At 66.0% G+C, this 25,969-nt stretch carries 18 protein-coding genes and 1 pseudogene; 9 read left to right on the forward strand and 10 right to left on the reverse strand.

Annotation, left to right across the window (positions count from 1 at the left end):
- Nucleotides 1–117: 117 nt before the first annotated feature.
- From RB614_RS33940 to RB614_RS33955, 4 genes are all read left to right on the forward strand, one after another.
- Nucleotides 118–1,071 carry a FecCD family ABC transporter permease gene (locus RB614_RS33940; protein WP_308716792.1) on the forward strand — a complete coding sequence of 318 codons (954 nt, stop codon included), beginning with the start codon at nucleotides 118–120 and terminating at the stop codon, nucleotides 1,069–1,071.
- A gap of 50 nt (nucleotides 1,072–1,121) precedes the next feature.
- On the forward strand, nucleotides 1,122–1,952 hold the full coding sequence (locus tag RB614_RS33945; protein WP_308716793.1) for an ABC transporter ATP-binding protein: 831 nt from the start codon (nucleotides 1,122–1,124) through the stop codon (nucleotides 1,950–1,952).
- Between the two features lie 176 nt (nucleotides 1,953–2,128).
- Complete coding sequence (locus RB614_RS33950) at nucleotides 2,129–3,688, forward strand: ABC transporter transmembrane domain-containing protein (RefSeq protein ID WP_308716794.1); 1,560 nt, start codon at nucleotides 2,129–2,131, stop codon at nucleotides 3,686–3,688.
- Nucleotides 3,685–5,430: an ABC transporter ATP-binding protein gene (locus RB614_RS33955; protein ID WP_308716795.1), complete on the forward strand. Its 1,746-nt coding sequence runs from the start codon at nucleotides 3,685–3,687 to the stop codon at nucleotides 5,428–5,430. Before RB614_RS33950 ends, RB614_RS33955 begins: the two co-directional genes overlap by 4 nt.
- A gap of 42 nt (nucleotides 5,431–5,472) precedes the next feature.
- Here RB614_RS33955 and panD read toward each other — a convergent pair whose 3' ends face one another.
- The 3 genes from panD to RB614_RS33970 all read right to left on the reverse strand — a co-directional run bounded on the left by panD (nucleotide 5,473) and on the right by RB614_RS33970 (nucleotide 7,965).
- Nucleotides 5,473–5,886 carry an aspartate 1-decarboxylase gene (gene panD / locus RB614_RS33960; RefSeq protein WP_308716796.1) on the reverse strand — a complete coding sequence of 138 codons (414 nt, stop codon included), beginning with the start codon at nucleotides 5,884–5,886 and terminating at the stop codon, nucleotides 5,473–5,475.
- Nucleotides 5,887–6,216: 330 nt separating this feature from the next.
- Complete coding sequence (locus RB614_RS33965) at nucleotides 6,217–6,561, reverse strand: MbtH family protein (protein WP_308716797.1); 345 nt, start codon at nucleotides 6,559–6,561, stop codon at nucleotides 6,217–6,219.
- Nucleotides 6,562–6,618: 57 nt separating this feature from the next.
- Nucleotides 6,619–7,965, reverse strand: a complete 1,347-nt coding sequence (locus RB614_RS33970; protein WP_308716798.1) for a lysine N(6)-hydroxylase/L-ornithine N(5)-oxygenase family protein — start codon at nucleotides 7,963–7,965, stop codon at nucleotides 6,619–6,621.
- Nucleotides 7,966–8,588: 623 nt separating this feature from the next.
- Here RB614_RS33970 and RB614_RS33975 point away from each other — a divergent pair.
- The 3 genes from RB614_RS33975 to RB614_RS33985 all read left to right on the forward strand — a co-directional run bounded on the left by RB614_RS33975 (nucleotide 8,589) and on the right by RB614_RS33985 (nucleotide 19,599).
- Complete coding sequence (locus tag RB614_RS33975) at nucleotides 8,589–9,446, forward strand: class I SAM-dependent methyltransferase (RefSeq protein WP_308716799.1); 858 nt, start codon at nucleotides 8,589–8,591, stop codon at nucleotides 9,444–9,446.
- 108 nt (nucleotides 9,447–9,554) lie between these two features.
- The gene (locus RB614_RS33980) at nucleotides 9,555–9,806 is read left to right on the forward strand and encodes a phosphopantetheine-binding protein (RefSeq protein WP_308716800.1); all 252 of its coding nucleotides are present in this window, start codon (nucleotides 9,555–9,557) and stop codon (nucleotides 9,804–9,806) included.
- A 94-nt stretch (nucleotides 9,807–9,900) separates the two neighbouring features.
- On the forward strand, nucleotides 9,901–19,599 hold the full coding sequence (locus tag RB614_RS33985; protein WP_308716801.1) for a non-ribosomal peptide synthetase: 9,699 nt from the start codon (nucleotides 9,901–9,903) through the stop codon (nucleotides 19,597–19,599).
- Between the two features lie 195 nt (nucleotides 19,600–19,794).
- Here the strand turns inward: RB614_RS33985 and RB614_RS44415 are convergent.
- A pseudogene (locus tag RB614_RS44415) lies at nucleotides 19,795–19,972 on the reverse strand (IS1380 family transposase); the annotation flags it as partial.
- Nucleotides 19,973–20,154: 182 nt separating this feature from the next.
- On the opposite strand from RB614_RS44415, the gene RB614_RS33990 reads away from it, so the two are divergent.
- Nucleotides 20,155–20,970: an inositol monophosphatase family protein gene (locus tag RB614_RS33990; protein WP_308716802.1), complete on the forward strand. Its 816-nt coding sequence runs from the start codon at nucleotides 20,155–20,157 to the stop codon at nucleotides 20,968–20,970.
- A gap of 280 nt (nucleotides 20,971–21,250) precedes the next feature.
- Here RB614_RS33990 and RB614_RS33995 read toward each other — a convergent pair whose 3' ends face one another.
- Nucleotides 21,251–21,934: a hypothetical protein gene (locus RB614_RS33995; RefSeq protein ID WP_308716832.1), complete on the reverse strand. Its 684-nt coding sequence runs from the start codon at nucleotides 21,932–21,934 to the stop codon at nucleotides 21,251–21,253.
- Nucleotides 21,935–22,123: 189 nt separating this feature from the next.
- Between RB614_RS33995 and RB614_RS34000 the strand changes: the two genes are divergently transcribed.
- The gene (locus RB614_RS34000) at nucleotides 22,124–22,693 is read left to right on the forward strand and encodes a class I SAM-dependent methyltransferase (protein ID WP_428983158.1); all 570 of its coding nucleotides are present in this window, start codon (nucleotides 22,124–22,126) and stop codon (nucleotides 22,691–22,693) included.
- Between the two features lie 40 nt (nucleotides 22,694–22,733).
- Here the strand turns inward: RB614_RS34000 and RB614_RS34005 are convergent, their stop codons facing one another.
- The 5 genes from RB614_RS34005 to RB614_RS34025 form a co-directional block, all read right to left on the reverse strand.
- Nucleotides 22,734–23,645 (reverse strand): ABC transporter substrate-binding protein, encoded by a 912-nt coding sequence (locus tag RB614_RS34005; protein ID WP_308716803.1) that lies wholly within the window; start codon nucleotides 23,643–23,645, stop codon nucleotides 22,734–22,736.
- Entirely contained in the window at nucleotides 23,642–24,334 is a 693-nt protein-coding gene (locus RB614_RS34010) for an amino acid ABC transporter permease (RefSeq protein ID WP_308716804.1), read from the reverse strand. Before RB614_RS34010 ends, RB614_RS34005 begins: the two co-directional genes overlap by 4 nt.
- Entirely contained in the window at nucleotides 24,310–24,735 is a 426-nt protein-coding gene (locus RB614_RS34015; protein ID WP_308716805.1) for a class I SAM-dependent methyltransferase, read from the reverse strand. Before RB614_RS34015 ends, RB614_RS34010 begins: the two co-directional genes overlap by 25 nt.
- A 111-nt stretch (nucleotides 24,736–24,846) precedes the next feature.
- Nucleotides 24,847–25,425, reverse strand: coding sequence for an SRPBCC family protein (locus RB614_RS34020; protein ID WP_308716806.1), 579 nt, complete (start codon nucleotides 25,423–25,425; stop codon nucleotides 24,847–24,849).
- Between the two features lie 142 nt (nucleotides 25,426–25,567).
- Nucleotides 25,568–25,906, reverse strand: coding sequence for an ArsR/SmtB family transcription factor (locus tag RB614_RS34025; RefSeq protein ID WP_308716807.1), 339 nt, complete (start codon nucleotides 25,904–25,906; stop codon nucleotides 25,568–25,570).
- Nucleotides 25,907–25,969: the final 63 nt, after the last annotated feature.

The following is a 25,969-nucleotide window of genomic DNA, read 5'->3' on the forward strand; positions in this document are numbered from 1 at the left end:
ACTCGTACGGCGGGTGGGGTTCCCGCGGCGCCGGTGGACTTCGGGCGGCGGGTGCTGACGTTACGGCGCTGGAGGGTCGCGGTGCGGCTCGAGTGGCGCTCGATCATCGTCTGCGCGGTGCTCGCGCTCGCGATCGCCTGCATCGCGGTGCTCGCGCTGATGACCGGCTCGTACACGCTCAGCCCCGGGCAGGTGGTCTCCGCGCTGACCGGCGGGGAGACCGGGCTGGTGCACGAGATCGTGGTCGAGTGGCGGCTGCCGCGGGTGGCTGCGGCACTGGTGTTCGGCGCCGCGCTGGGGGTCAGCGGAGCGGTCTTCCAGTCGATGTTGCGCAACCCGCTCGCGGACCCTGGCCTTATCGGGTTCACCCAGGGCTCCTACACCGGCGCACTGATCGTGATCCTCCTCGTCAACGGCAGCTACGTGCAGTTGGCGGGCGGGGCGCTGCTGGGCGGGATGGCCACTGCCGTCGCCGTGTACGCGTTCGCCTACCGGCGAGGGGTGCAGGGGTTTCGCCTGATCATCGTCGGCATCGGTGTCTCGGCGATGCTGGAGTCGCTGAACACGTGGCTGATACTCAAAGCCGATCTGGAACAGGCGATGGCAGCGGTGGCGTGGGGTGTCGGGTCACTCAACGGCGTGTCCTGGGATCAGGTGGTTGTCGGTGGCACATGCGTTCTCGTGCTTCTGCTGCTGGCGGGGATGTTGAGCCGGCCGATGCGGCAGATGGAGCTGGGTGACGACGCGGCCGCCGCCCAGGGGGTACGCGTCGCGGCGGCACGCCTCGGCCTGGTCGTGGTGGGCGTGGCGTTGACAGCGGCGGTCACGGCGGCGTCGGGGCCGATCATTTTCGTTTCCCTGGTCGCGCCGCAGATCGCCCGTCGGCTCGCCCGCACCGCGGGAATCACCCTCGTACCCGCCGCGTTCGTCGGCGCGCTGCTCTGCCTGGCGGCGGACTACATCGCCCAGCACGTCGCCCCGACGCCCCTGCCGGTGGGGATCATCACCGTCATCCTTGGCGGCGGCTACCTCGGCTGGCTGCTGTTCACCGAGGCCAGGAGACGCCTGTGAGCACTCACACCAGCACCATCACCGGTCTCGCGGAAGCGGGAGACGCACCCATGTTCACTCCGCCCCCCAGCGGCTCACGACTTCACGTGGAGTCGGCGACGATCGGCTACGACAAACGCATCATCTCCCGCGAACTGTCAGTGGCGATCCCCGATGAGTCGTTCACGGTCATCGTCGGTCCGAACGCGTGCGGCAAGTCCACCCTGCTGCGCGGCCTGTCGCGGCTGTTGAGACCGTCGACCGGGCAGGTCGTCCTCGATGGTGCCGACATCAACTCCTTCAAGACCAAGGAGGTGGCGCGGCGGGTCGGGCTGCTGCCGCAGACCTCGATCGCCCCGGACGGCATCACCGTGGCCGACCTGGTGGCTCGGGGCCGGTATCCGTATCAGGGCTTCATGCGGCAGTGGACCGAGGACGACGAGCGGGCCGTGTCGACGGCGATGGACGCCGCCGCCGTCACCGACCTCTCGGGCCGGCTCGTCGACGAGCTCTCCGGCGGGCAGCGGCAGCGGGTGTGGGTGGCGATGGCGCTCGCACAGCACACCGACATCCTGCTGCTGGACGAGCCCACGACCTTCCTCGACATCACCCACCAGATCGAGCTGTTGGAGCTGTTCACCGATCTGAACCACAGCGGCCACACGCTGGTCGCCGTCCTCCACGACCTCAACCACGCCGCGCGCTTCGGCACACACCTGATCGCCATGAAGGACGGCCAGGTCGTCGCCGAAGGCGCCCCCGCTCAGATCGTCACGGCCGAGCTGGTCGAGGAGGTCTTCGGACTGCGCTGCCTGGTCGTCGCCGACCCCGTGGCCGGTACCCCGCACGTGGTGCCGCTGGGCAGGGACCGCGGTGACGAGCACGCCCAGGAGAAGCATTGATGCGTGCCGATCTAAGGGGCCTGGGACGAGGACCACTGACGCGGTGGCTGCCGGTGCTGTGGCAGGCTCCCGTCGAACCTCCTGATGTCCGGCCGTTCGAGGTCAGAGCAGGCGACCGTCCCGGCAGGTTCGTGGCACGCGTCATCTTCTCGCTACCGCGGGTCACCATCCCCGCGATGCTGCTGGCGATCGTGTGGCAGGTCGGCGAGTCGGCAGTCCCGGTGGTGATGGGCCTCGCGATCGACCGGGCACTCGCAACCGGGGATGCGGGACAGCTGGGGCTGTGGCTCGGTGTGCTGGTCGCCCTGTACGTCGCTTTGACGGCGGCGGCCGGGCTCTCGCTACGGCTGACCGCCTATGCGGTGCAGTTGCTGCAGCACCGGCTCCGCGGCATCCTTTCGACCGGCGTGCTGCATCCGGTCGGCGGCACCGCCCATGCGCCGGACGGCGGCGTGGTCTCGGTGATGACGAACGACGTCACGCGCCTGTCCAACGCGGTGATCCTGGTGATCATCCCGGTCTCGAGGATCACGGCCATCGGATTCATCGCGGCATCGCTGCTGGCGACGCACTGGCTGCTCGGACTCGTGGTGCTGTTCGGGGCGCCGATCGCGGTCTGGTTGATGGGTGTGCTCAGCGAGCGGCTCTCCCGGGACACCGGTGAGTACCAAGCGCTGCTGGCCTCCACGGTCGGGCAGGCGACTGATCTGGTTGCCGGCTACCGGGTGCTCAAGGGCGTGGGCGCCGAGGCCGAAGCAACCCGGCGGTATCGGCGAGCCAGCGGGGAGGCCCTCGTCGGCGCGCAGCGCAACGCGGGCCTGCTCGGGCGGTTCCTCGTGGGCTCGGGCGTCGTCAACGGCGTGTTCATCGTCGCAGTGGCCGGGCTGGCGGGCTGGTTCGCCGTGGATGGGCGGCTGAGCGTCGGTGGGTTGATCGCCGCTGTCGGCCTCTCCCAGGCCCTGCTGCCGCAGATGCAGTGGATCGCGAGCCTCTCCATCCCCAACCTCGCCAATGCCCGCGCGTCCTCCGCACGCCTCCTCGACGTACTACCGTTCGCCCACGCCTCCGCCCCCGCTGATGGGAGCCCGTCACGGGCATCCGCGTCGTCGGCGTGCACTCTGGAGGTGGCCGGTGAGGGCGTGCACGTCCAGGTCGAGCCCGGCGAGCTCGTCGCAGTGCGCGCCGACGACCCGACCGCCGCACGCATCGCCGAGGCGCTGCTGAGCCCGGATCACGACAGTGGCATCGAGGTGCGCCTCGACGGACTCGCGGCACAAGAAATGAGCCCGGCCGAGTACCACTCCCGGGTCACCGTCGCACCGCACCGGGTGACCCTGTTCACCGGCACGATCCGCGACAACCTCACCGCGCCGGCGAGCACCACGAACGCCCCCGAGCGGCTGAGAGCCGCGATGCGCGCGGCGGCCTGTGACGACTTCGCCGCCGATCTCGACGATCCGGTCGGCGAGAACGGCAACCGCCTCTCCGGCGGCCAGCGGCAGCGCATCGCCCTCGCGCGGGCTCTGGCGACCGATGCGCCGGTGCTGGTGCTGCACGAGCCGACCACCGCGCTCGACTCGGTGACCGAGCAGACGATCGCAGGGCGTCTGCGCACCCTCCGCGCGGGCCGCTCGACGCTGCTGATCGCCTCCTCCCCGGCACTGCTGGGCTGCTGCGACCGGATCGTCGACCTGCTCGCGGACGCGCCGGTACTCGACCGGACGGAAGCGAGATGACAGAGACGATCACAGGCGATGCGCTTCCCGTCGCAGACGGGCGGGAGACGGCCCGAGAGGTGTGGCGGCTCAGCCGTGGGCATCGGCTCCGGCTCGCCGCCGTCGGCGTGGTGGGAATCGCCAGCACCGCCGTCGACCTGATCGTTCCCGTGGCGATCGGATTTCTCGTCGACCGAGTGCAGGCGGGCACCGCCGATCTCGGCACCGTGCTGACGCTCACCGTGGCCATGATGGTCTCGGCGGTCCTCGGGGCCGCCGGCACCGCGGTGACGATCGTCCTGGCGACGCGCGTCTTTCACAGTATCCTGGCCGCGCTGCGTGAACGGCTCGTGGAGCGGGGTCTGACGCTGCCGCAGCACGTCGTCGAACGCGCCGGCACCGGGGACCTGATCTCCCGGTCCAGCGACGACGTGACCGCCGTGGCGGATGCCGCCCCCGCGGTGATCCCGGCCCTCACGGTCGCCGCGTTCACCATCGTCGTGTCGCTGGGCGGGCTCGCGGCGCTGGAATGGCCCTACGCCGCCGCGTTTGCCGTCGTGCTGCCCGTCTACGTGCTCGCCCTGCGCTGGTATCTGCGCACCGGGCCAGCGGTGTATCGCGCCGAGCGCGCGGCGATGAGCGCCCGCGCGCAGCAGATCGTCGAGTCCCAGCGCGGCTACGCCACCGTGCTCGGCTTCGGACTCGCGCAGCGGCGACACCATGCCGTGATGACGGGCTCCTGGGGCGTCGCGGTGCAGGCGCTGCGGGCCCGCACGGTGCAGAGCATGTTCAACGCCCGCCTGAACCTCGGCGAATGCCTGACCCTGGCCGCCGTGCTGGTCGTCGGCTTCTTCCTCATCGACCGCGGGGTCTCCAGCGTAGGTGGAGCTACCACCGCCATGCTGCTCGTCCTGCGCCTGCTCGGGCCGGTCAACCAGCTGATGTTCGTGATCGACGACCTCCAGTCCGTCCTCGCCTCGCTGAGCCGCATGATCGGCGTCGCCACCACGCCGGCCGGCACGGACGCGGCGGACGGAGCGGATGGGCAGGGAGCGGCGTTCGAGACGGGCGCTGCCGTACGGATCCGCGACGTCGCGTTCCGGTACGGCGACGGCCCTCTCGTGCTCGACGAGATCACCCTCGACATCGCCGCCGGTCAGCACGTCGCCGTGGTCGGCGCCTCCGGGGCCGGCAAGACCACGCTTGCCGCCGTGATCGCCGGCATCCACCCGCCCTCGACGGGAACGGTGGCCCGCCCCGACCGCACCGCGGTCATCACCCAGGAGGTCCATGTGTTCGCCGGGACGCTGCGCGACAACCTCACCCTCGCCGCACCCTTGGCCACCGACCGTGACCTCTACGCGGCACTCGACGCCACCGGCGCGACCGCGATCCTCGACCTGGCCCCCGACGGGCTGGACACCCTCGTCGGCACCGGCGGGCATCCACTCACCGACGCCCAGGCACAACAGCTCGCCCTCGCCCGCCTGCTGCTCGCCACCCCGGAGCTGGCGATCCTCGACGAAGCGACCGCCGAAGCCGGCTCCACCCACGCCGGCCTCCTCGACCGCGCAGCCGACGCCGCGCTGGCAGGTCGTACCGGGCTCGTGATCGCCCACCGACTGTCCCAAGCCGCCGCCTGCGACCGGATCGTGGTGATGGAGCATGGCCGGATCATCGAGGCGGGTACGCACGAGGAACTCGTAGCGGCGCAGGGCACGTACGCGCGCCTGTGGGAGGCGTGGGACTCCAGCCGGGGCTGACGGTTGACCGATCGCGAGATGTGCGCACGCCCGCGGGATCCGTCACACGGAACGCGCAGAGATCTGGTCCTCGGCGCCCGGGACAGGCTCGGCGAGATCATTACCCAGGGCAACGATGCGGTTGGCGGCATCGACGTGCACGACCTTGGGCTCGTAACCGTCCAACTCGGATTCCTCGGCCAACCGGAAAGACATGATGATCACCATGTCGCCGGGGTGTACCAGGTGTGCCGCCGCGCCATTGATGCAGATGTCGCCACCACCGGCGGGCCCACTGATGATGTAGGTCTCGAGACGAGCCCCGTTGGTGATGTCGACGACTTGCACTTTCTCGCCTTCGACTAGACCCGCGGCACGCACCAGGTTTTCATCGAGCGTGAGCGACCCGACGTAATGCAGGTCAGCCTGAGTGACGGTGGCGCGGTGGATCTTTCCACCGAGTACCTCGCGCAGCATGTCCAACTCCTCTGTGGGTTCTGCTAGATAGGTTCTGTGTTGAACGTGCGGCGGGGACCGGCGCGGGGTCAGCACAAATTGCCGGAACCGGCTGTAAGCCCTCTCCCATAGCGGGAATCCGCCGCAGGTACCGCCAGGCACACCCGGTCCGGATCGCATCCACCATCACTCTGCGTGGTGCTTCTCCGGACGGCCCATCCACTCGGGCAGCGGCAGCATCGGCTCGATGAGCTTCCACTGCGCCTCAGTCAGGTCTGAGGGTACCGGGGTGCTCGATCCATACGGGTACATCGACCGTTGCGTTACCAGGCGGCGGACCCACATCCACTCTCAGTCGACAACGGCCGGGTTGCCCTCGCGACCGGCTTCGGCAGCGGCCTTGTCGTCCGTGGCTTCGACTCTGGCGGCTTCGGTAGCGCGGGAGCCGTTGGCACCCTCGGTTTTCTGTGCCTCGTACTTGGCAATGTGATCGCGCAACGACTTCGGACGGATGTCGGTCCAGTGCTCGTCGATCCAGTCGAGTACTTCCTGGCGCGGCCTGCCGTCAGGCTCGCCGTACACGATGGTCCAACCGCCTGGGACCGGCTTGAACGTCGGCCACAACGAGTGCTGCTCCTCGCGGTTGACTAGCGCGTAGAAGGAACCGTTGTCGTCGTCGAATGGGTTCTGGGCCATCAGTCGTTATCCTCGTTGTCCCTCTTGGCAATCGGTCTGGATCGCGGTGGGCAATCGTCATTGGGTCGCGCTGTGATCAGGCTGGGATGCGGGCTCGTCCTCGGTAACCGCACGCAGAATGTCTGCGGCGCGGCCCGCTACGTTGGACAGCAGGGACGCGGTCAACCCGTGACTATGCTGGACGCCGCCATTGAGGAAGATCCGTCCGGAAACGCTAGGAAGACGCAGTCGGTAGTCACGCTCGACGATCGGGAGATCCCCCTCGAACGAGGACGATCCGTCAATGCTCGGCCCAAGCATGCCGCGGACCTCTGCGGGGCGGAACCCAGTGGCGAAGACGGCAGCGTCGACCTCGAGCGTGATGCTGCCTCGGTCTCCCAGGTCGCGGATCGTCACTGTGACCCCATCGGCGCCCTCGCTCAGCCGCTCGATCCCGGTGACCCGGTGCACAATCAGGCGGCGCACGCCGCGGATCTTCTCGTCGTACTCACGCTGGTAAAGATCCATGATGAGATCGGCATCGACGGCGGAGTAGTTGGTCAGCCAGTGATAGTCCAACAGCTGCTGCTTGAGCTCCGGCGGTGCGGTGTAGAACTCGTCGACCGCCTCCGGATCGAAGATGCGGTTGGCGTAGGGGGTGTCATCGGACGGGGTGTAGCCAAACCGACGGAAGGACGCGTGTACTTCCGCATCGGGGTACGCATCGTGCAGGTATGCAGCAACCTCCGCCGCGCTCTGCCCGGACCCTACGACAAGGAAACGGCTATGCGGCCGCGAAGGCAACCCGGCGAGCCTGCTCAGCAGTTGGTGGTTATGGAACACCCGAGCGCCCGGCACGATCCCCACCGGCAACACCGGCTGGATTCCGGTGCCGATCACGACACTGCGTGCTGCGACAGTCGTCGTCGCAGAGCCATCGACGATCGACTCAAGCGTGACCTCGAACCTCCCGCCACTCCAGTCGATACAGGTCGCCCTCGTGCCGTAGGAGACCGGGATGTCGATCCGGTTCGCGGCCCAGCTCAGGTACCCGCGGAACTCTCGTCTCGTAGGAAAGAATGTCTTGAGATTGATGAAGTCAGACAGCCGCCCCTGCTCCTGTAGATAGTTCAGAAATGTGAATGGACTGGTCGGGGTACGGGGCGAGACCAAATCCTTCAGAAAACTGATCTGCATGGTCGTGCCCGGCAGCAGCATCCCGTCGTGCCAGCCGAACTGCCGCTGGGCATCGACGAACCTCGCCGTCAGTCGCTGTCCGACAGGATGGCGCTCGTTGTATTCCACGATCGCGATCGCCAGGCTCAGATTCGCTGGCCCGAATCCGATTCCAAGGATGTCGACCTGATCGTCAGCACGGTCTTCTGATGCGACAGGACGCTCATCGTCCATCTCATCCATCGCCATTCGGCCATCGGCTCGGGTGTGTTCCGTGTTGAGTGATCTGTCGAGCGGCGATCATGGCGTTTCCGCTGGTAGCAGCCTCAAGCAGAGCCACCGGCGACGGAGTCGACCTAGATCGTCTACCACGCAACACATCCCATCGGCTCCCTTGTCACAGGTCGGGACGAGCAGCGCACCAGCTGCCCACCCCTCATAGCGTGTTGACGATAGCATCAAGGACTTAGGTAAGCCTACCCATAACCTGACTCTTGTCACGTGGTCGCGGTCGCCGGGCCGACACTGCGTTGACCTGCCGTTTCGCGCCCTCTGGCCGCTGAATCTGCGCACCAGCCGCAAGGCCGTGAAGGTATCGGCCGCGAGCCTGAGGTCAAGCCGCGACGAGGTCCAGGCGGCGTCCGGCGCCACCGGTCGTCGTCTGGACCCGCGCCACGCAAGCCCCCGCACCCGACTCCCCCGATGGCGCCTTCCGACCACGGCGTCTCACACCGCAGGACGACAGGTTAGGTAATGCTAACAACAGGTTAGGCAATGCTAAGGTCCTGGTGTCTGAGTACTGGCTTGCCGCGCTCGGCGTGCCATCTGCTCCATGGAAGCACCGCACAGCGCAATGTGGGAGGGACTGGCTCTTGACGAGAAACGCTGCCGGCACACCAGACAACACGGCGGTACGGGTCGCATTGTGGCGTGCCCTACACACGCAGGTGGACGAGCCGCCGCACGTCATCGAGGACGTGGTGGGCGCCCGACTGGCGCAGGACGACGACGGATGGCGCGAGCGCGGAGACATGGCCCCTGACTACACCCGAGGAAAGCGCGCCACGATTGTCGGGCGGGCGCGTTTGGCCGAGGACCTGGTGGCACAGGCCGCGAGCCGCGGCGTGGATCAGTACGTGATCCTGGGCGCGGGCTTGGACACGTACGCTCAACGCCATCCCGATGCGGGGGCGACCATAACCATCTTCGAGATCGACCAACCGGAGACACAGGCTTGGAAGCGGAGCCGGTTGGTCGAACTTGGATATGACATTCCGGAGTGGTTGCGCCTGGTTCCGGTTGATTTCGAGGCGAATGACGACTGGTGGGATCGGTTGCAGGCGGCAGGATTCGATACCTCACGTCCCGCGGTGGTGTCCTGGTTGGGGGTCACCATGTATCTGACCGAACAGGCCACGACGGCCACACTCAATCGGTTGGCGAGTCTGCCCCCTGGCTCCACACTGATCCTCACGTTCTTCCGTCCCATCGAGGATCTCGATCCCGAGGATGTACCGATCCGGCGAGCCTCCAGGGAGGGTTCTCGGCGGGCCGGCACGCCTTTCATCGGCTTCTACACTCCCGACGCGATCATCGGACTGGCGCGCCGGGCAGGTTTCGCCGCCGTCGACCACGTCTCGGCGACCGACCTGGCCGATCGCTACTTTGCGGGTCGGACCGACGGCCTGCGACCGAACAGCGGCGAGGAAGCGCTGATCGCCACCGTGTGACCAGCGGGACGTCACCGCTGGCGACGTCGGCGGCGTAGCCGCAGGCCGCCACGCCCACCACAGTAAGCGGTTCCTGGAAGAACGCACGTCAACGAATGGGGAGTTCTGATGAGACTGAGCACCGAGCAAATGATCGCCGACGTGGCCGACGTGTTGTATCTCGATCCCGCAGCGGTCGACTACGAGTTGAACCTACGCGACCAGGGGATGGACTCGGTGCGTCTCATGGACCTGGTGGAGCGGTGGCGCAGTGCGGGAGTGGAACGGATCGATTTCATCACCCTTGCCGAGGACTCGAGACTGGGTCACTGGATCGAGGTATTGGAGAATCTCCAAGACGGTGGCGAAGTGGCTCCATGACCCTGCCGGCGTGCGCAAATCGAGCTCGGTCCAGTAGAGCCCGTTGACGGCCTCGGCGAGGGGCATTGCGGGATCTGTTTCGTGCGCTAGTGCGGTGGCCACCAACGTTCACCGGCTGACCGGCGGCCTTCGGCCACTGGTCAGCCGGCGCCGGCGAAGCCGGCAAAGGTTGGTGGCCACCGCACTAGCCGACTCGCTCGATGGCCGAAGCGAAGCGGCGCTGGGAAGACGACGGCTCGACCTGATCTCGGGAGAAGTGGATGTGCCTGCGTTGACGTCTTTTGATCGTGTGGAGTTGACGGCGAGCCAGCGGGGTAACTGGGTGGCGCGCAGGCTTGTTCCTGAGTCATCGGTGTTCTGCGCGGGTCAGTTGATCTGGCTGGATGGTCCGGTCGACCCGGTTGTGTTCGCGTCCTCGGTCAGTGTCGTCTTCTCGGAAACCGACGCGATGCGTGTTCGTTTCGGAGACGATGACGGCGTTCCCTTTCAGTATGTTGACACGGCGAAGACGCTTCAGACGAAGGTCGTGGATGCGGGCCACGACGATGACCGGATACGAGTGATGGCCCGGGAGCAGCTCACCGCAACGCCGGCCGCTACCGAAGAACCCTCGACGTATTCGACTCTGGTCCGTCGCGGGGACGGCACATGGGCATGGATCCTCGTCACCAACGTCCTGCTCGTCGACGGCTACAGCATCTCTCTTTTCATCCGCCGTGTGGCCGAGGTGTACTCGGCGACGCGGGCAGGCGGTTTAGTGCCGGACCGCTGGTTCGGCAGTTTGAAAGACGTCGTGGACGCCATCGGACATGACGTCCCCCGAGCCGAACAGGACGTCGCCTACTGGAGCAGCGTCCTCGGAGCCGAAAACCCCGGCCACGGGACGGTGGAGGACCTTTCCGAGGCCTTCGTATCCTCATGCCAACCAGTCGTTGTCCCGATACCCGACCACACGTATACGAGGATCCAGCAACTCGCACGCACCGCACGGGTGTCCTGGACCGATCTCCTGATCACCGCATGGGGCCTCTACACCGCTCTGGTAGACGGCCGCGACCACATAGCGGTCCGTGTCCCCCTGATGATGCGAGACAGCCGCGAGCTGCTGAGAACGCCAAGCGCGATCTCCAGGCCAACCCCCGTCATCACCACGATCAGCCCACACCACACCTTCACGGGCCTCCTTGCCACTGTCGCGGACCAACTGAAGACCTCACGCCGCCACACAACCATCGAAGACCACCAGATCGCCCGGCTGTGGCCGGACGGCCAAGCGTCCTACCTCACCCTCCCGACGATCAACATCAGACTCTTCGAACCGATGCGGCGCCTGGCCGACGTAGTCGTGGTCCCTGAAACCATCAGCACCGGCCCGGTAGGCTCACTCGACCTCGCCGTATACAGCAACCCGGAGTCCGGGATCCGGCTGGAGGTATCCGCAGGCTCCACCACCACCGGCCACCCGCTCCTACACGCCGAACGGTTCGGCCGATTCCTCGACGCCGTCATCGCCGGGCCTCCCACCCAAACCCTGTACGGGCTGAGCACCGAACTCACCCCGGACACCGACAGCCCACACTCGCCGCAGACGCGGGGCGAGACGCTTGATGTCGCGCCGGCGACGGTCGATACGCTGCTACGCCGCCGGGTGACCGCCAGCCCGGACGTGGTCGCCGTCATCGGCGACGACGGCACCGAACTCACCTACCGCCAGTTCGATACCCGGGTGAACGCGCTGGCCCAACTACTGACCGACCAGGGAGTGCAGGTCGGAGACCGGGTCGCGGTCGCCATGCCCCGCTCGGTAGACCTGGTGGCCGCCCTCACAGGGGTGATACGTGCCGGAGCAGCGTACGTACCGATCGACCCCGACTACCCCACCGAACGTATCAAACACATCCTCGAAGACACCGCACCCGCCATGGTGATCACAGACCACCACACCGGGAACGCACACAGTCATGCACTGGGTGGACAGCCCACACCAGTACTCCGAATCGACGACCACGACGTGCAGCAACACCTGACCGCCGGCGCCGAGACCCCACCAGTCTTGGCGCGACCGTTGAACGACCTCGACGCCGCCGTGGTGATATTCACATCGGGAACGACAGGCAGACCGAAAGGCGTCACTATTCCACACCGCGCGCTCGTGAACCGCCTCACATGGGGTGAACGACTGCTGGAGTACACGCCGGACAGCGTCGCGCTATCCAAAAGCGGCGTCGGTTTCGTCGACGCCGTGACCGAACTGTTCGGGCCGATGACCGCCGGTACCCGAACCGTGGTGCTGCCCGCACAGACCGCACAAGACCCGGCCCGCCTCCTCGAAACGATCGCCCGGCACAGCGTCACACACCTGTTGAGCGTGCCCAGCCTCGCCGACGCCCTCCTCCGCCACGACAACGCACACACAGCGCTGGCCACGATCCGGCATTGGGTCTCCTCCGGCGAAACACTCACCCGGAACACCGCAAATACGACACGAACCGCCGCACCACACACCGTGCTGCACAACTTCTACGGCTCGACCGAGATCACCGGCGACGGCACGACAGCCACCATCACCGACCACCAACACACCCCCATCGGCGCCCCAGTAGCGAACACAACAGTACGTGTCCTCGACACCTGGCTACGCCCAGTACCAGCCGGTGCGGCAGGCGAGCTCTACCTGGGTGGGGTGCAACTCGCGGACGGGTACCTGGCCCGCCCGGCCTTGACCGCCGACCGGTTTATCGCTGACCCGTTCAACGACCACGGCACACGCCTGTACCGCACCGGTGACGTGGTCCGCTGGAACCTTCAAGGACAGCTGGAGTACCTCGGCCGCAGCGACGACCAGGTGAAAATACGCGGATTCCGCATCGAACTCGACGAGATCCGCGCCGTCCTCGAAGAGCACCCATCGGTGTCCGGTGCGGCAGTCCTCGCCCTGGACCACCCAGCCGGCGGCAAATACCTCACCGCATACGTCACCACGACCAGCCCCACACCGGTCGAGGAGACGGTGCTGTCCGACACGCTGCGGGAACACCTCGCACGAACGTTGCCGCAGTACATGATGCCGGCCACGTTGATACGCCTGGACAGATTCCCCGTCACCGCGAACGGAAAACTGGACCGCCGCGCACTGCCACAACCAAACCTGGCCGCAGGCACCGCCAGTGGCCGGCCACCGCAAACCCCCACCGAGATCACCCTCGCAAACCTGTTCCGCGACGTACTACACCTCGACGACAACACCAACCTCGGCATAGACAACGACTTCTTCCGCCTCGGCGGACACTCACTCCTAGCAACCCGACTCATCGCACGAACCAACGCCCAACTCAGCTCTGCACTGACACTGCGAGACGTGTTCGACCACCCCCGCATCGGCCAACTCGCCCAAATCGCAGACAACACCACCACACCCACCAGAACGCCTGGCCCACGAATCGGCCAACTCCCACGCCCGGCCGCACTACCGGCCTCATACGGACAACAAGCACTCTGGTTCACAGAGCAGATCGCAGGGCGTCCGATCTATCGGACTGAGATCGTGCTGCAAGCAGGTGTACGGGTCAGTCTGGATGCTTTGGCAACGGCGGTACGTCGCATAGTCGCTCGTCACGAGATACTGCGTACAATCCTCGTGCCGGACGAGGAGACCTCATCGCTCCGCCAGGTCATATGTGAGGAACCCGCCGATGACACCGAGGTCCTGAAGGTCGAATACCTCGGTACCGAGTCGCTCAACGACAAGATCGCTCAGGTAGTCGCGACGCCACTTGACTTCACCTCCGAATTCGGGCTGAAATTTCGTTTACTGCGCCATTCTGATGGCGATGTGCTCGTGGCTTACGGGCACCATATGGTAACCGATGCGGATTCCTTTGGGATCCTTGTTCATGAGCTGAACAAGTTCTACATCGAAGCGACTACCGGCAATTACGCTGAGGCCGAGCCCTTGCCGACCCAGTATGCTGACTTCGCGGTCTGGCAGCGACATGTGTTGGGAAACCGGAGCGATCCGGAGTCCCGCTATCGATTGGATCTGCGGTACTGGCAGGACATGCTGTCAGATCTCCCAACGGAGACCGCCCTACCCCTCGACCAACCACGTGACGGATCCGAAGAGCGAACCATACGACCTGCGACCACGTCGCTCCTCCGTGAGGAAGCCGCCAAGCTCGACGAGTTACTCGTCGAACACAAGGCAACGCCGCTCCAGGCGTTGATCGCAGCATTCTCGTTAACGCTGTGGGATGAAGGGGCAGGCAATATTGTCCCTATTGGCACCCCAGCCAGTTTGCGCGACCAGCCGGAGCTACACGACCTTATCGGCTACTTCGTGAACACCGTCGTGGTGCGCACCGACATCGACGCTGGAGCCGGGTTCGCGCAGACGCTGCTACGTTCCCGCGATCGTATGCTCGAAGCTACTGACCACAAGCTCGTTCCGTTCGAGCATGTCGTTGAGGCGGTGAACCCGCCGCGGCGCGTTGGGATCAGTCCGCTTTTCCAGGTAATGGCCGCCTACGTGGATCGCCGTGGAGATTTGGGTGAGGCACCGCCACTCACCCCCTACACCTCGACCACTGCGGATGGCCCGCTAGGATCTCAGCCTGCGCTGTTCGATCTCGTGTCGAGTATTGAAAGACTTGACAGTGGAACGTTCGGAATGCAGCTGAACGCGGCCCGCGAGTTGTTCTCTGCGGAAACCACATCGCGATTGTTGCGGCGCACAGCGCGCTTCCTTGCGCTTGGTTCGCGGCACCCGGATCTACCGGTGAGACTACTGGCCCAGATCGTTCATGCCGACGAGGGCCGGACCAAAACTATCAACAACGTCGGTGACATTCGCCTCTTCCATTTGCCGCTTGAGGATTTCGATATCAGTGTGGCTCCACTCTGGCGGGCGGCGATCGACCATGTCAGTCACGCCCTGTCGGGAGGAAGCTCCACCTTGCGATTGGCGATCCGCGATAGCGGCGCCGGTGAACTGGTCGCCGAGACCAGCAACCCTGAGATGCTGGATGCGGTAGGTGAGAGGCTCACAGAGCTGGTCACCGCATATCACGCGGGTACTCCGATGGTCGTCGCGGCTACTCTGGCCGCGGCTGGACACAATGACGACGAATTGACTGAGATCCTTGACGATCCCTTCTGGGAGGACTGGGTAGATCAGCTCGCTGATGCGGCCGCCACGGTGCTGCCGGAGCGAGGCGACTCGGTGGCTTCGGAAGCGTCAAGTGTCGCGACCGGACGGGCGGCTTCCGCCGCCGACGAATCTTCTCTGGGGTCCGTCGTGCTGACGGCCGTGGCCAAGGCCCTGGTCGGAATCGCTGACGGCGATCTGCTCGTGGAGTTCCACGAGTCTGACGGTCCCTTCATGACGCGTCGATTCCCCGTATTGCTTGGTCATGATGATGTCATTCGACTGAGCCCGGAGCGGGCGGCCGAATACGCCTCTCTGGCTGGACACCCCCGGTTCAGCCGCTTCTTCGACGATCTTCCGATTCCACGGATACGAGTAGGCGTGTTCCGTAGCCGAGCGGAGTTGATCACCGATCCTGCTGCGGGCGTTGGCGCACCAGAGAATGGACTCGGCATCCATGTCTTCGTCGGGGGCGCTGAGCCCGACGGTTGTGTCGTCCGCGTCTGGGTGGAGTCGGCGCACACGGTTGATGTCGATACGAATGCGCTGGCCGCCGCCGTCGCCGAAGCGATTGACGGAGTCGGAATCCCCGCCCCAGGCCACGAGCGTCGAGATGCGTTCACTCTGCGTCGCGCTGACCGGGTCGCGTTGACGCCCATCGAAGAAGAATCCATCCGAGCCCGCTACGGGCATGACGCCCAGATCCTTCCGCTTGCCCCGTTGCAACGTGGATTGTTCTATCACCTACTGCGGTCCCGGGAATCTGACGACCACAACACCTATGTCTCGCAGGTAACCCGACAGATCGCGGGGGATCTCGATCCCGAGCGGATGACGACTTCTATCGCCATTGCTATGGAAAGGTATCCCAACCTCCGGGCAGCGTTCATCCCTCCCGGGGACGTACAGGTGATCCCGTCTGGCGTCGAAGTCCCCGTGCGGGTAATCCGATTGGACGAGTGGAGTAGCCGCGGGGTCGATCTGGAGCAATTCCTGACGGCCGAGCGAGGTGAGCCGTTCGACTTCGAGATCCCGCCGCTGATCCGATTCACGCTGCTCGAACACGACCGCAAAACGTGGACGTTGGCAATGAGTTTTGAGCACATCCTGCTGGATGGGTGGTCCATCAGCGCGCTACTCGCTGAGATCCTCAGCATCTACGCTGATCCCGGATATGTCGAGCGAGTGAGACCGTCGTCTTTCCGCTCCTACCTGGACTGGGTCGACGACCAGGATCCCGATGCCGCCTATCGTGCCTGGGACGACTACCTGGCGGACCTGGCTGGTCCAACGTTGCTGTGCCCTGACTCCGTCGACCTCGGTGACGGACAGAGCGCCACCGGCGAACTTCACCTCGATCTCAACCCGGCAGAGGCCGCGAGGGTATTCGATACCGCACGGGGTGCCAATGTCACGGTGGGGACCTTGCTGCAGACCGCCTGGGGGATCGCGCTCAGCCGGCTCACCGGCAGCAACGACGTTGTATTCGGTAACACCGTTTCCGGTCGGCCGCCGTCGTTGCCCGGCGCCGACCGAATCATCGGGCTGCTGTTCAACACAGTCCCGATGCGGATGAGTCTGCCCCCGTTCGAGACGAATCGACAGCTGCTCGCCCGGGTCCAGTCTGAGCAGCTGCTCGTCATCGACTATCCGCAAGCCTCTCTGACACAGATCCAGACCAACGTAGGCGTTTCTGTCCTGTTCGATACGCTGTTCGTGGTGCAGAACATGCCATTCGGCAAGACTGCGGGGCTGGAAACAGCAGGGTTGCAGGTCGTCGGCGCAAAGGTTGATGACGCAACACACTACCCGGTGACGTTCGCGGTCGACCCGGAGGAACACGACGGAGAGGCCGCCGTGCACGTGCGCCTGTCCTACCGCCAGGACGCTTTCGATGCCCCAGCCGCAGAGCTGTTGCTCAACCGCTACGTACAGGTGCTCCTCTCTCTCACCCACCAGCTTGACGAGCCCGTTGGCACGTTGTCAGCGCTGTTGCCGGACGAGACCGTCCCGCGCACGGGTATCGCCGCCGATCTCATCCGGGATACGGAACCGGTTACGGTCGCCGAGTTGCTGCACCGTCAGGTGCTGCGGTCCGGGTCGAAAACGGCGCTTGTAGCAGGGGATCATCTGTTCACCTTTGCGGAGTTTTTCGCTGAGGTGAATCGCTACGCCCGGCTTCTCCTTGAGGCGGGGGTACGTCCGGAGCACCGGGTCGCGCTGATGCTGCCGCGCGATGAGCGCATGGTCATCGCGATGTTCGCGGTGTTCGCCGTCGGAGCCGCCTACGTCCCCGTGGACAATGAGCTGCCCGACGAACGGATCGGCTACATGCTCAGCGCCGCCGAACCGACCGTCACTCTGGTCACCCACCGCGACGTGGATCGGCTAGACGCCACCGCAGGGCCGGTGATCAGCCTCGACTCCGCGGCGACGTTGGATCGCCTCGCGCAGCTTGGTACAGATCCGGTCACGGCAGCAGAACGCGGCGGACCTGTCTCGCTGGACAACCTCGCGTACATCATCTTCACCTCGGGAACCACCGGACGGCCCAAGGGCGTCGCCGTTGGTTACCGCGGACTGACGAACATGTACTTCAACCACGTCGAGAAGATCTTTGATCGGGTCGTAAACAACCAGCGTGGGCGCCGGTTGCGGATCGCGCACACTACATCCTTCTCATTCGATGCCTCGTGGGAGCAACTGTTCTGGCTACTGAACGGGCACGAAGTTCACGTCATCGACGAGGAGATGCGACGCGACCCGCAGCGGCTGCTGGCCCACTTTGACGAGATGCGCATCGACGGATTCGATGTCACACCGTCCTATGTGCAACTGCTGGTCGAAGAGGGGCTGCTCGAGCGAGATCGCCCGGCCGGCCGATCAGTGTCTTCCGACGCTCCTGGTGTCGTCTTCGTGTCTCTTGGTGGCGAGGCCGTTCCGGACCGGTTGTGGCAACAGCTGCGCAACGCCCCCGGAGTTGGCTCATACAACCTCTACGGACCCACTGAGTACACAATCAATGCCCTCGGTGCCGATCTGGACGACAGCACAACATCGAGTGTCGGAACGCCAATCTTCAACACTCGGGCATACATCCTCGATCAGAACCTTCAACCCACCCTTCCCCGCGTCGCGGGTGAGCTCTATCTCGTCGGCGACGGAACCGCACGCGGCTATTGGGGTCAACCGGCGCTGACCGCCGAACGCTTCGTCGCCTGCCCGTGGGAACCAGCGGAACGGATGTATCGCACAGGAGATCTAGCCCGGTGGAACGACAACGGGATGATTGATTACCTCGGTCGGGCCGACGAGCAGATCAAGATTCGCGGTTACCGCATCGAACCGGACGAGATCCGGGACGTACTGCAAGCATTCCCCGGGGTAGCGCGTGCCGAAGTGGTCGCGTTTGACCATCCGACCGGACCGCAGCTGGCCGCCTATTACAGCGTTACATCGGACGGCGATATCAGCGAGCCACTGCGTCGCCATCTGGCGACATACTTGCCTGACTATATGGTCCCGGCCTCGCTTATGGCGGTGGAGTCTTTCCCCCTCACCCCGACCGGAAAGCTGGATCGTCGCGCGTTGCCTCCGCCTGACCCAGCTGCGTCCGGAGCCGGTACGGGCCGGGTCCTTGAGTCGGATACGGAGTTGGCGCTGGCCGCGATATTCCGTGATGTGCTCGACCTCGATGAGGAACTGGTCCTGGACGCGGGAAACGACTTCTTCCGGCTGGGAGGGCATTCGCTCGCGGCCATGCGGCTTGCCGCCCAAATGAACCGCACGTTCCCCGTGAACATAGCGATGAGGGACGTCATCACCGCATCAACGATCGGCGAACTGAGTTTGGTTGTCGATAAGAAGATGCAGCAGGACGCAGATCCTGATGTCGAGATCACCGCGATCGTGACCCGATTCACCCAATCCTTGAATGGACGCAATCTGTTCTGTGCGCACCCAAAGTTCGGTAGCTCATCTATGTACTCGGAATTGTCGAGATACCTGCCGCACGGTGTAGGGCTGGTTGGAATTGACGATCCGGCGATCGTCGGCTTGGATATCGAGTTCGATGACCTTGAGGATCTCTCGTCGACATACGCCGACGTCATCCAGCGGCTGCAGCCGACCGGACCGTATGAGCTGCTGGGTTGGTCATATGGCGCGCATATCATGTTTGCCGTGGCGCGCCTCCTGGTCTCACGAGGGGAGCACGTCGAAACCCTGGTGATCGTGGATGCTATGCCTGTCACTGAGGATGAGCTTGTCGGATCGGCCGAGTCGATGCGCGACGAAATGCGGGTAGCCTTCGGCGAGGAGGCGTTCAACGAATTACTCGCCGACGGGAAGCAGTTGAAGGCTGTCGAGACGGCCGGACGTCGTTGTGATGTCATGACGACTGCTCCGACGTGGGGCAGCCTCGACATCGAGACGCTCGTCATCGCGTCAGCCGCAACCAACACGGCCCGAGTGGCGGATCGGGGTGTCGAGGACGCACTAGGATGGCATAGTCATCTGACCAACGTGTCCTTCTTCGTTGCTGAGAACGAAGACCACCAATCCATACTTGAGCCCGACTCCGGTCTGCCGAAATGGGGCCCACGCCTTACAGATTTGTTGGTCAAAGAATCGGATACCGATGAGGAGTAGCAGTGCGGCCTTCTGATGATCATTCAGGTGGCTAGCCTCGATCGTTCGCGCGTGTGACGCGGCGGCTTTGCCCGCTTGATCTCATCGTTGTTGGTCGATGGTTGTCGGTGGCGGGCAGGTTGGGTGGCCAACTGTCGCGCCGGTGGGCGTGGTCTCCTGGGTTCTCCGGTCGTTGGGTCAAGCGGTTGATGCCGGTCAGCCGGGTGCCGGGATCGCCGCGATCGGGTCGAACGCGGCGGTGGTTTTGGGTGGCCCAGGGCCAGGTGGCCGGGATGCGAAGGTAGCGGCGGCGTTGCCCGCGGCCCAGGCGGGCGGCGGTGTGTACGCGGTGGCGCAGCCGTTTGGGCTCGGCCAGGGCGAGGTCGCCGTCGAGGCCGGTGAGAGAGATCGTGCCTCCTGGCGGGGGCGTCCGCAGGGGCGGTAACTGGTGGGTGCGTCGCCCGCCGACGTCGGACTTACTTGGCACTTCGTGTCCGGATGAGATAGTGAAGCGCCCCGTGCCGCCCAAAGCTTGACCCCCTGAGACGTCACGGGGTGGTCGGCAATGATGGATGGGTGTCTAGCGATCTTGATTTAGCGGTCGACGCGGTGGTGAACGCGGCCGGGCTGGCGATGGGGTACTTCACGCGTGTGACTCGGATCCGCCGCGAGCGGAAGCAGGACGGCAGCATCGTGACCGAGGCTGACCATGCCGTGGAAGCCGCCATCCGGCAAACACTGGCCGCGGCCCGGCCCCAAGACGCGGTCCTTGGCGAGGAGGAGGGCCAGCGCGGAGACAGCGACCGGCGCTGGATCATCGACCCCATCGACGGCACCGCGATGTTCGCCGAAGGCGACGACCGATGGTTGGTCCTGCTCGCGCTGGAGGTCGACAGCCAGGTAGTCGCCAGCGTAGCGGCAGCCCCAGCCCAGCGACGGATCTGGTGGGCCGAGCGAGGCTCCGGCGGGTTCGTCGCCGATCTCACCAGCACCGGCCCCATCCACCAACGGCGCATCGCGACCCATGGCCAGGCAACATCGAACCTGGCGACCAGCCGCTTCGCCGTCGTACCCGACCCGGCCGCACTACCACAGGACAACTGGCTCTTCGCCGACCTCGCAGCGCTGACCACTCCGCTGCCCTGGACAACACACCCGGCCCTGCTCGTAGCCACCGGCGAACTGGACCTCGCCATGCAAACCCGCGGGCAGGTATGGGACTTCGCGGCCACCTCGCTGATCGTCACCGAGGCCGGCGGCCAATTCAGCGGCCTCACCGGTCAAAGTCACCCACACACAGGGCCCGCCTTGTACTCCGCCAGCCACCCCCTCCACCAAGCCGCACTCCAACACGTCGGCAAGGGCCACAGCGACATCCACCCTGCTCTTTGAGCACTGGGGCACAACCACGATCGGAGCCACACCAGATACCACCGCGCCTACTGAGACCGACAACGACTTGGCTCAACAGCAGACACCGTCGGAAAGCGTCCTTGCACTCCACCATGTCGCTGGATGGGTTCGTGGCCGGATCTTCGCCGAACTCGTTGTCCGCCATCCCGTTCGCGGCGATTCCCGATCCGCCACCCAGCCCGTCACAGTGCGTCGAGGTCGTCTACCTGGATCAGGCGCACCTTCTTCGGCGTGTGCGTGCACGGACCGCGCGACCGGGCTATCCGAGGTGGAGTGCGGGGGCGGTGGCCTGAGCGTTTCGGTAGCGGAAGAGGCGCCGTAGCTCCAAGCGCAGTTGTTCGGTTTCGTGGTGTGTGAGGTGGAGCTTGATCGTGAAGGTCGTCGAGCGGGCCGCCCACGCTCGTGCGGCTTCACGGGTTAGCCGCAGGCTCAGGGTCTTGCGAGTCAGCCGGAGCGCGAGCAGCGCACCATAGGCCGGTACGCCGTCGTTGACCAGACAGTAGCCGTCGTCGTCGCCAGGGTCGTAGTCGCTGTGCTCCGGGTTGAGCGCGGTGAAGCCAGTGCGGCCCCGCCGTATCAGCCCTGCCGCGAGCCGGCGTACCGAACCGGGCGCCGCGCCGGGCGCGTAGGGTTCGCCGCTGTCGACCTCGATCGTGTGCCGGACGTACTCAACGGCCAGGTCGGGCCTGCTGTAGGTCATTTCAGTGACACCGTTCGGCCCAACGAACCGCAGGGCCACCTCGCCGGCCGGCGTCGGCTCGTGCTGCTGCCACCACGCGGCCAGCGGCACCGCCAGGACCGACAGGTCACGCACCTCGCCCGCGGTGAAACGCACGACGTCATCGACCCGAAGAACCTCGATGCCGCCAGCCTCGAGGTCCGCGGCCATCATCGCCAGCATCCCCGCCGGGTCCACCGTCCGGCCGCGGACCACGAGACTCACTGCAAACCCCACCGGCACGCGGTAAAGCGTAGACGTCCCGGCAGGTTCCCCACGTCCAGACCAGACAGCAGCCGCCCCGCAGCCACCCCCGCCCACGGCCACGAGCCGACACGAATACCCCACCGCCTGATCTGCCTCGACAGGCGGCGGCTCGAGGCGAACGACACCGTCGCGGTCAGCTACGCGAACATGCTGCGCGACGCCCTCGCCGGCGAGCCGTTCCAACGGGGCATCCTCGCGCTCTTCGCCGAACTGGTCCACGCCCAAGGCGAAGGACTCGTCGCCGACGTGGGCTGCGGCCCCGGCCGGCTCACCGCCCACCTGCACAGCATCGGCCTGGACGCGTTCGGCATCGACCTGTCACCCGCGATGATCGACGTAGCGCGCCGGGACCATCCCGGACTGCGCTTCGAGGTCGGCACCATGACCAGCCTCGACCTCGCCGACGGCGCCCTGACCGGGCTGCTGGCCTGGTTTTCGGTCATCCACGTCCCCGACGACCAGATACCTACCGTCTTCGCCGAGTTCCACCGCGTGCTACGCCCCGGTGGGGTCCTGCTGCTCGCCTTCCACGCCGGCCACGGCAGCCGGCTCAAAACCGAGGGCTACGGCGGCCATCCCATGAACGTCTACGTACACCGCCACCAACCCGACCAGGTCGCAGCCTCGCTGAACGCGTGCGGCTTCACCATCGAGGCCGAGATGACCCACCACCCGGCCCCAGACATCGACGGCGGCCTCGTCTTCGCCCGCCGCTGAGATCCCCGCCCACGGCACCCGCCGCCACCGGCCCCCACTGTCACGCCCGGCGCGCACAGCGGCAGATCAGCGCACCTGATCTTCGGCTCGAGAGAAGCTCTTGATCACCGCGGTGGCGCGAGCAAGCGGGCCGGTGAGCACGTGAAGGACGCCGGCCCTCAACGAGCGCGCTGGGTGGGTGCTCACTTGTTCTCGCGGGGCAGTCCCTGGGGTTGACCAGCGACTCGGGCACCGCCTCGTTGGCCAGGCCCCAGCGCTGCAGCACCTGGGCGAACTTGCCGTCCTTGATGACCGCGTTCAGCGCGTCGGCCACGGGTTGCACCAGGCCGCTGCCCTTGACGGTCATCGCCGCGATCCGGCCCTCCACGGTGGCGCCGCCGCCGGAGTAGGTGCCGACGATCTTGGTCTCGCCGGCGACGGCGACGTGGTAGGCGACCGTCGGGTTGGGGCCGAAGTGGGCGTCGGTGCGGCCGGAGCGGAGCGCCAGCTGGTAGTCGGTGGACTCGAAGTAGGAGACGGTCGCCGCCGGGCGGCCGGCCTTCTTGTTCTCCTCGTCCCAGGCGAGCAGGATCTTCTCCTGGTTGGTGCCGGAGGAGACCGAGAGCTTGAGGCCGGCGATGTCCGCCGGACCCGAGATCTTCGTGATCTTGCTGTCCTTGCTCACCTCCCAGGCGAGCTGGTCGACCCGGTAGGTGGCGAAGTCGTAGATGTCCTTGCGCTCCTCGGTGACCGTGATGTTGGAGAAACCGACCTGGTACTTGCCGGAGCGGGTGGCCAGGAAGAGGTTCTCCCAGGAGGTGTTCTCCAGCACCAGCTCCAGGCCGAGCACGTCGGCGACAAGTTGGGCGATGTCCACTTCGGAGCCGATGAGCGTGCGGTCGTCCGTGGCCAGGAACGCCAGCGGTGGCGCGCCGTCCGGGTTCACGCCGACGACGAGCTTGCCGGCGCTCATCCGGCGGCCCGCCACGGCGCGACGCGGCGCCCGAGCACGAACCCGCGCAACCGTTGCAGCGGCGTGGGCAGCAGGACCCGGGTGCTGCCCTTGGCGTAGTAGCGCTCGACGTAGTACTGCAGGATCGACAGGACCGAGGTGATGATCATGTACCAGATCGTCGCCACCAGCAGCAGGGCGATGATCCGTCCGTTGCGGTTGTAGATGACCTGGACCTGGTAGAAGAGCTCGGGCAGCGCCATGATGTAGACCACCGAGGTGCCCTTGACCAGGCCGACGATCTCGTTGGCCGCGGTGGGGACGATGGTGCGCATGGCCTGCGGCAGGATTATCCGGCGGATCTGCCGGTTGCGCGGCACGCCGAGCGCGGCCGCCGCCTCCAACTGTCCATGGTCGACGGAGAGGATGCCGGCCCGGACGATCTCGGCGGCGTAGGCGCCCTGGTGCAGGGCGAGGCCCAGACTCGCCGCGGTCAGGGGTCCGATGAGGTCCATCGTGGCGACCTCGACGAACGACGGCCCGAACGGGATGCCGAACGAGATCTGCTTGTAGAGGATCGCGAGGTTGTACCAGAACAGCAGCTGCAGGATCAGCGGCACCGACCGGAAGATCCAGACGTACGTCCAGGCGACCGAGGTCAGCAGGGGTACCCCGGAGAGCCGCATCAACGCGACGACGGTGCCGAGCACGAACCCCCCACCCGCGCGAAGTCGCTCAGCCCCGGCACGGTCGCGTCGGTCAGGTCGGTCAGCCCGGTGACCTCGAACCCTCGGTCGTAGGCAAGCGCGACCCAGTCCGGCACCGACCAGAGGTCGGGGAAGGCGAGCAGCCGCTCCGTCGCCGCGCACAGCTGCCGCGCCCGCGCGGGTACGACACCGAACAGCTCGGTGCGGAAGATCTCGATCACGAACAGCTGGCCGCCGGGACGCAGCACCTGCCCGACCTGGTCCAGCAAGCCCGGCATGTCCCGGGCGTACCCGATGCTCTCGATGGCGAAGACGGCATCCACGGAGCCGGCCCTGAGCGGCAGGTGGCCGAAGTCGGCCGCCACGAAGCCGGGCCCGGTGACCGTGGCCGTCCTCGACGACACCTGCGGCAACCTGCTGCAAATCGCGGCACAGAACAGCTAACACCCCGCGCGGCGGCGCCGCCGGCACCATGCGGTCCCGGAGCGGGATCAGGGCCGCCCACCGGCGTCGGCTCAGCTCTCCCGCCAGGCGATGCCCACGGCCGCCCACTCCGCGCCGGCGAGCTCCCACAACCGCTGCGCCTCGATCGACAACTCGTTGGGCGAGTCGCCCTCGGCCAGCTCACCGCGCAGATACGCGTCCAGGCGGCAGAACCCGTGGTCCCAGCCGGGCGCGAACTGGCCGAGGTTTGCCAGCCAGAAGTCGTCGTCGAAGGGGAGCACGGCAGTGTGCCTGAGCTCGATCAGCGTCGACTCCTCGCCATCACCCTCGGCCGTGAGCCGCACCTCCAGGTCGGACGAGCCACCGCCGTCGTACTCCCAAGTAACCACCAGCAGATTGGGCCGATCACACGTCCGGATCTCGCCACCCGCATTCCCCACCAACTGATACTTACCGCCCAGGCGAAGGTCACCACTGACCGGATAGAACCAGCGCTCGAGCCGGACCGGGTCGGTCACCGCCTCCCAGACATCCTCGACAGGCGCGCCGAAGGAACGGCGCAGCAACACCGACCGGGACCGACCCGCGTCGGTGTCCTCGGCTCCCAGCTCACGGTGAACGGTCTTCAGCCAACCTGCGGTGTCGGTCATACTCGCGAAATCCTTCCTGGCAGATGTGTCCCCAGTGGACAAGACGGGGCCGCGCAACGGCCACGCTATCAGAGCATGACACTTATATAAGCACCACCTAAGACTTTTCTCAAGGGGGCCGATTGATCCACAGTGGACAGGCTCACTGCCCGCCGCGGCGCCGCTCCCGCTTGCCCCGGGCGAGCTCGGTGGCCAGGGCGTCGAGCCGCTGGCTCCAGAACCGGCGAAACTGGTCCAGCCACGCGTCGACCTCGCGCAGCGGCCCGGGGTCGACCGCGTAGAGCCGGCGCGTGCCCTCGGGCCGGACGGACGCGAACCCGCTGTCGCGCAACACGCGCAGGTGCTGCGAGACGGCGGGCTGCGAGATGCCGAACTCGGCCTGGATCACCTCGGTGACCGCACCGGAGCTCTGCTCGCCGTCGGCGAGCAGCTCGAGGATGCGGCGGCGCACCGGGTCGCCGAGAACGTCGAACGCGTGCACGCCACCACTGTACGCGGAGGTTATATAAGTCCTCGCGGTTAAGACGGGTCGACGCCCCAGCGA

The sequence above is a fragment of the Phytohabitans maris genome (assembly GCF_031085175.1).
Classification (GTDB): Bacteria; Actinomycetota; Actinomycetes; order Mycobacteriales; family Micromonosporaceae; genus Phytohabitans; species Phytohabitans maris.

Bases quoted from the DNA above. Each gene is read 5' to 3' on its own strand.
- RB614_RS33945 (WP_308716793.1), top strand. From the start codon at position 1,122: ATGTTCACTCCGCCCCCCAGCGGCTCACGACTTCACGTGGAGTCGGCG.
- RB614_RS33950 (WP_308716794.1), top strand. From the start codon at position 2,129: ATGCTGCTGGCGATCGTGTGGCAGGTCGGCGAGTCGGCAGTCCCGGTG.
- RB614_RS33955 (WP_308716795.1), top strand. From the start codon at position 3,685: ATGACAGAGACGATCACAGGCGATGCGCTTCCCGTCGCAGACGGGCGG.
- panD (WP_308716796.1), bottom strand. From the start codon at position 5,886: ATGCTGCGCGAGGTACTCGGTGGAAAGATCCACCGCGCCACCGTCACT.
- RB614_RS33965 (WP_308716797.1), bottom strand. From the start codon at position 6,561: ATGGCCCAGAACCCATTCGACGACGACAACGGTTCCTTCTACGCGCTA.
- RB614_RS33970 (WP_308716798.1), bottom strand. From the start codon at position 7,965: ATGGCGATGGATGAGATGGACGATGAGCGTCCTGTCGCATCAGAAGAC.
- RB614_RS33980 (WP_308716800.1), top strand. From the start codon at position 9,555: ATGAGACTGAGCACCGAGCAAATGATCGCCGACGTGGCCGACGTGTTG.
- RB614_RS34000 (WP_428983158.1), top strand. From the start codon at position 22,124: ATGCTGCGCGACGCCCTCGCCGGCGAGCCGTTCCAACGGGGCATCCTC.
- RB614_RS34005 (WP_308716803.1), bottom strand. From the start codon at position 23,645: ATGAGCGCCGGCAAGCTCGTCGTCGGCGTGAACCCGGACGGCGCGCCA.
- RB614_RS34020 (WP_308716806.1), bottom strand. From the start codon at position 25,425: ATGACCGACACCGCAGGTTGGCTGAAGACCGTTCACCGTGAGCTGGGA.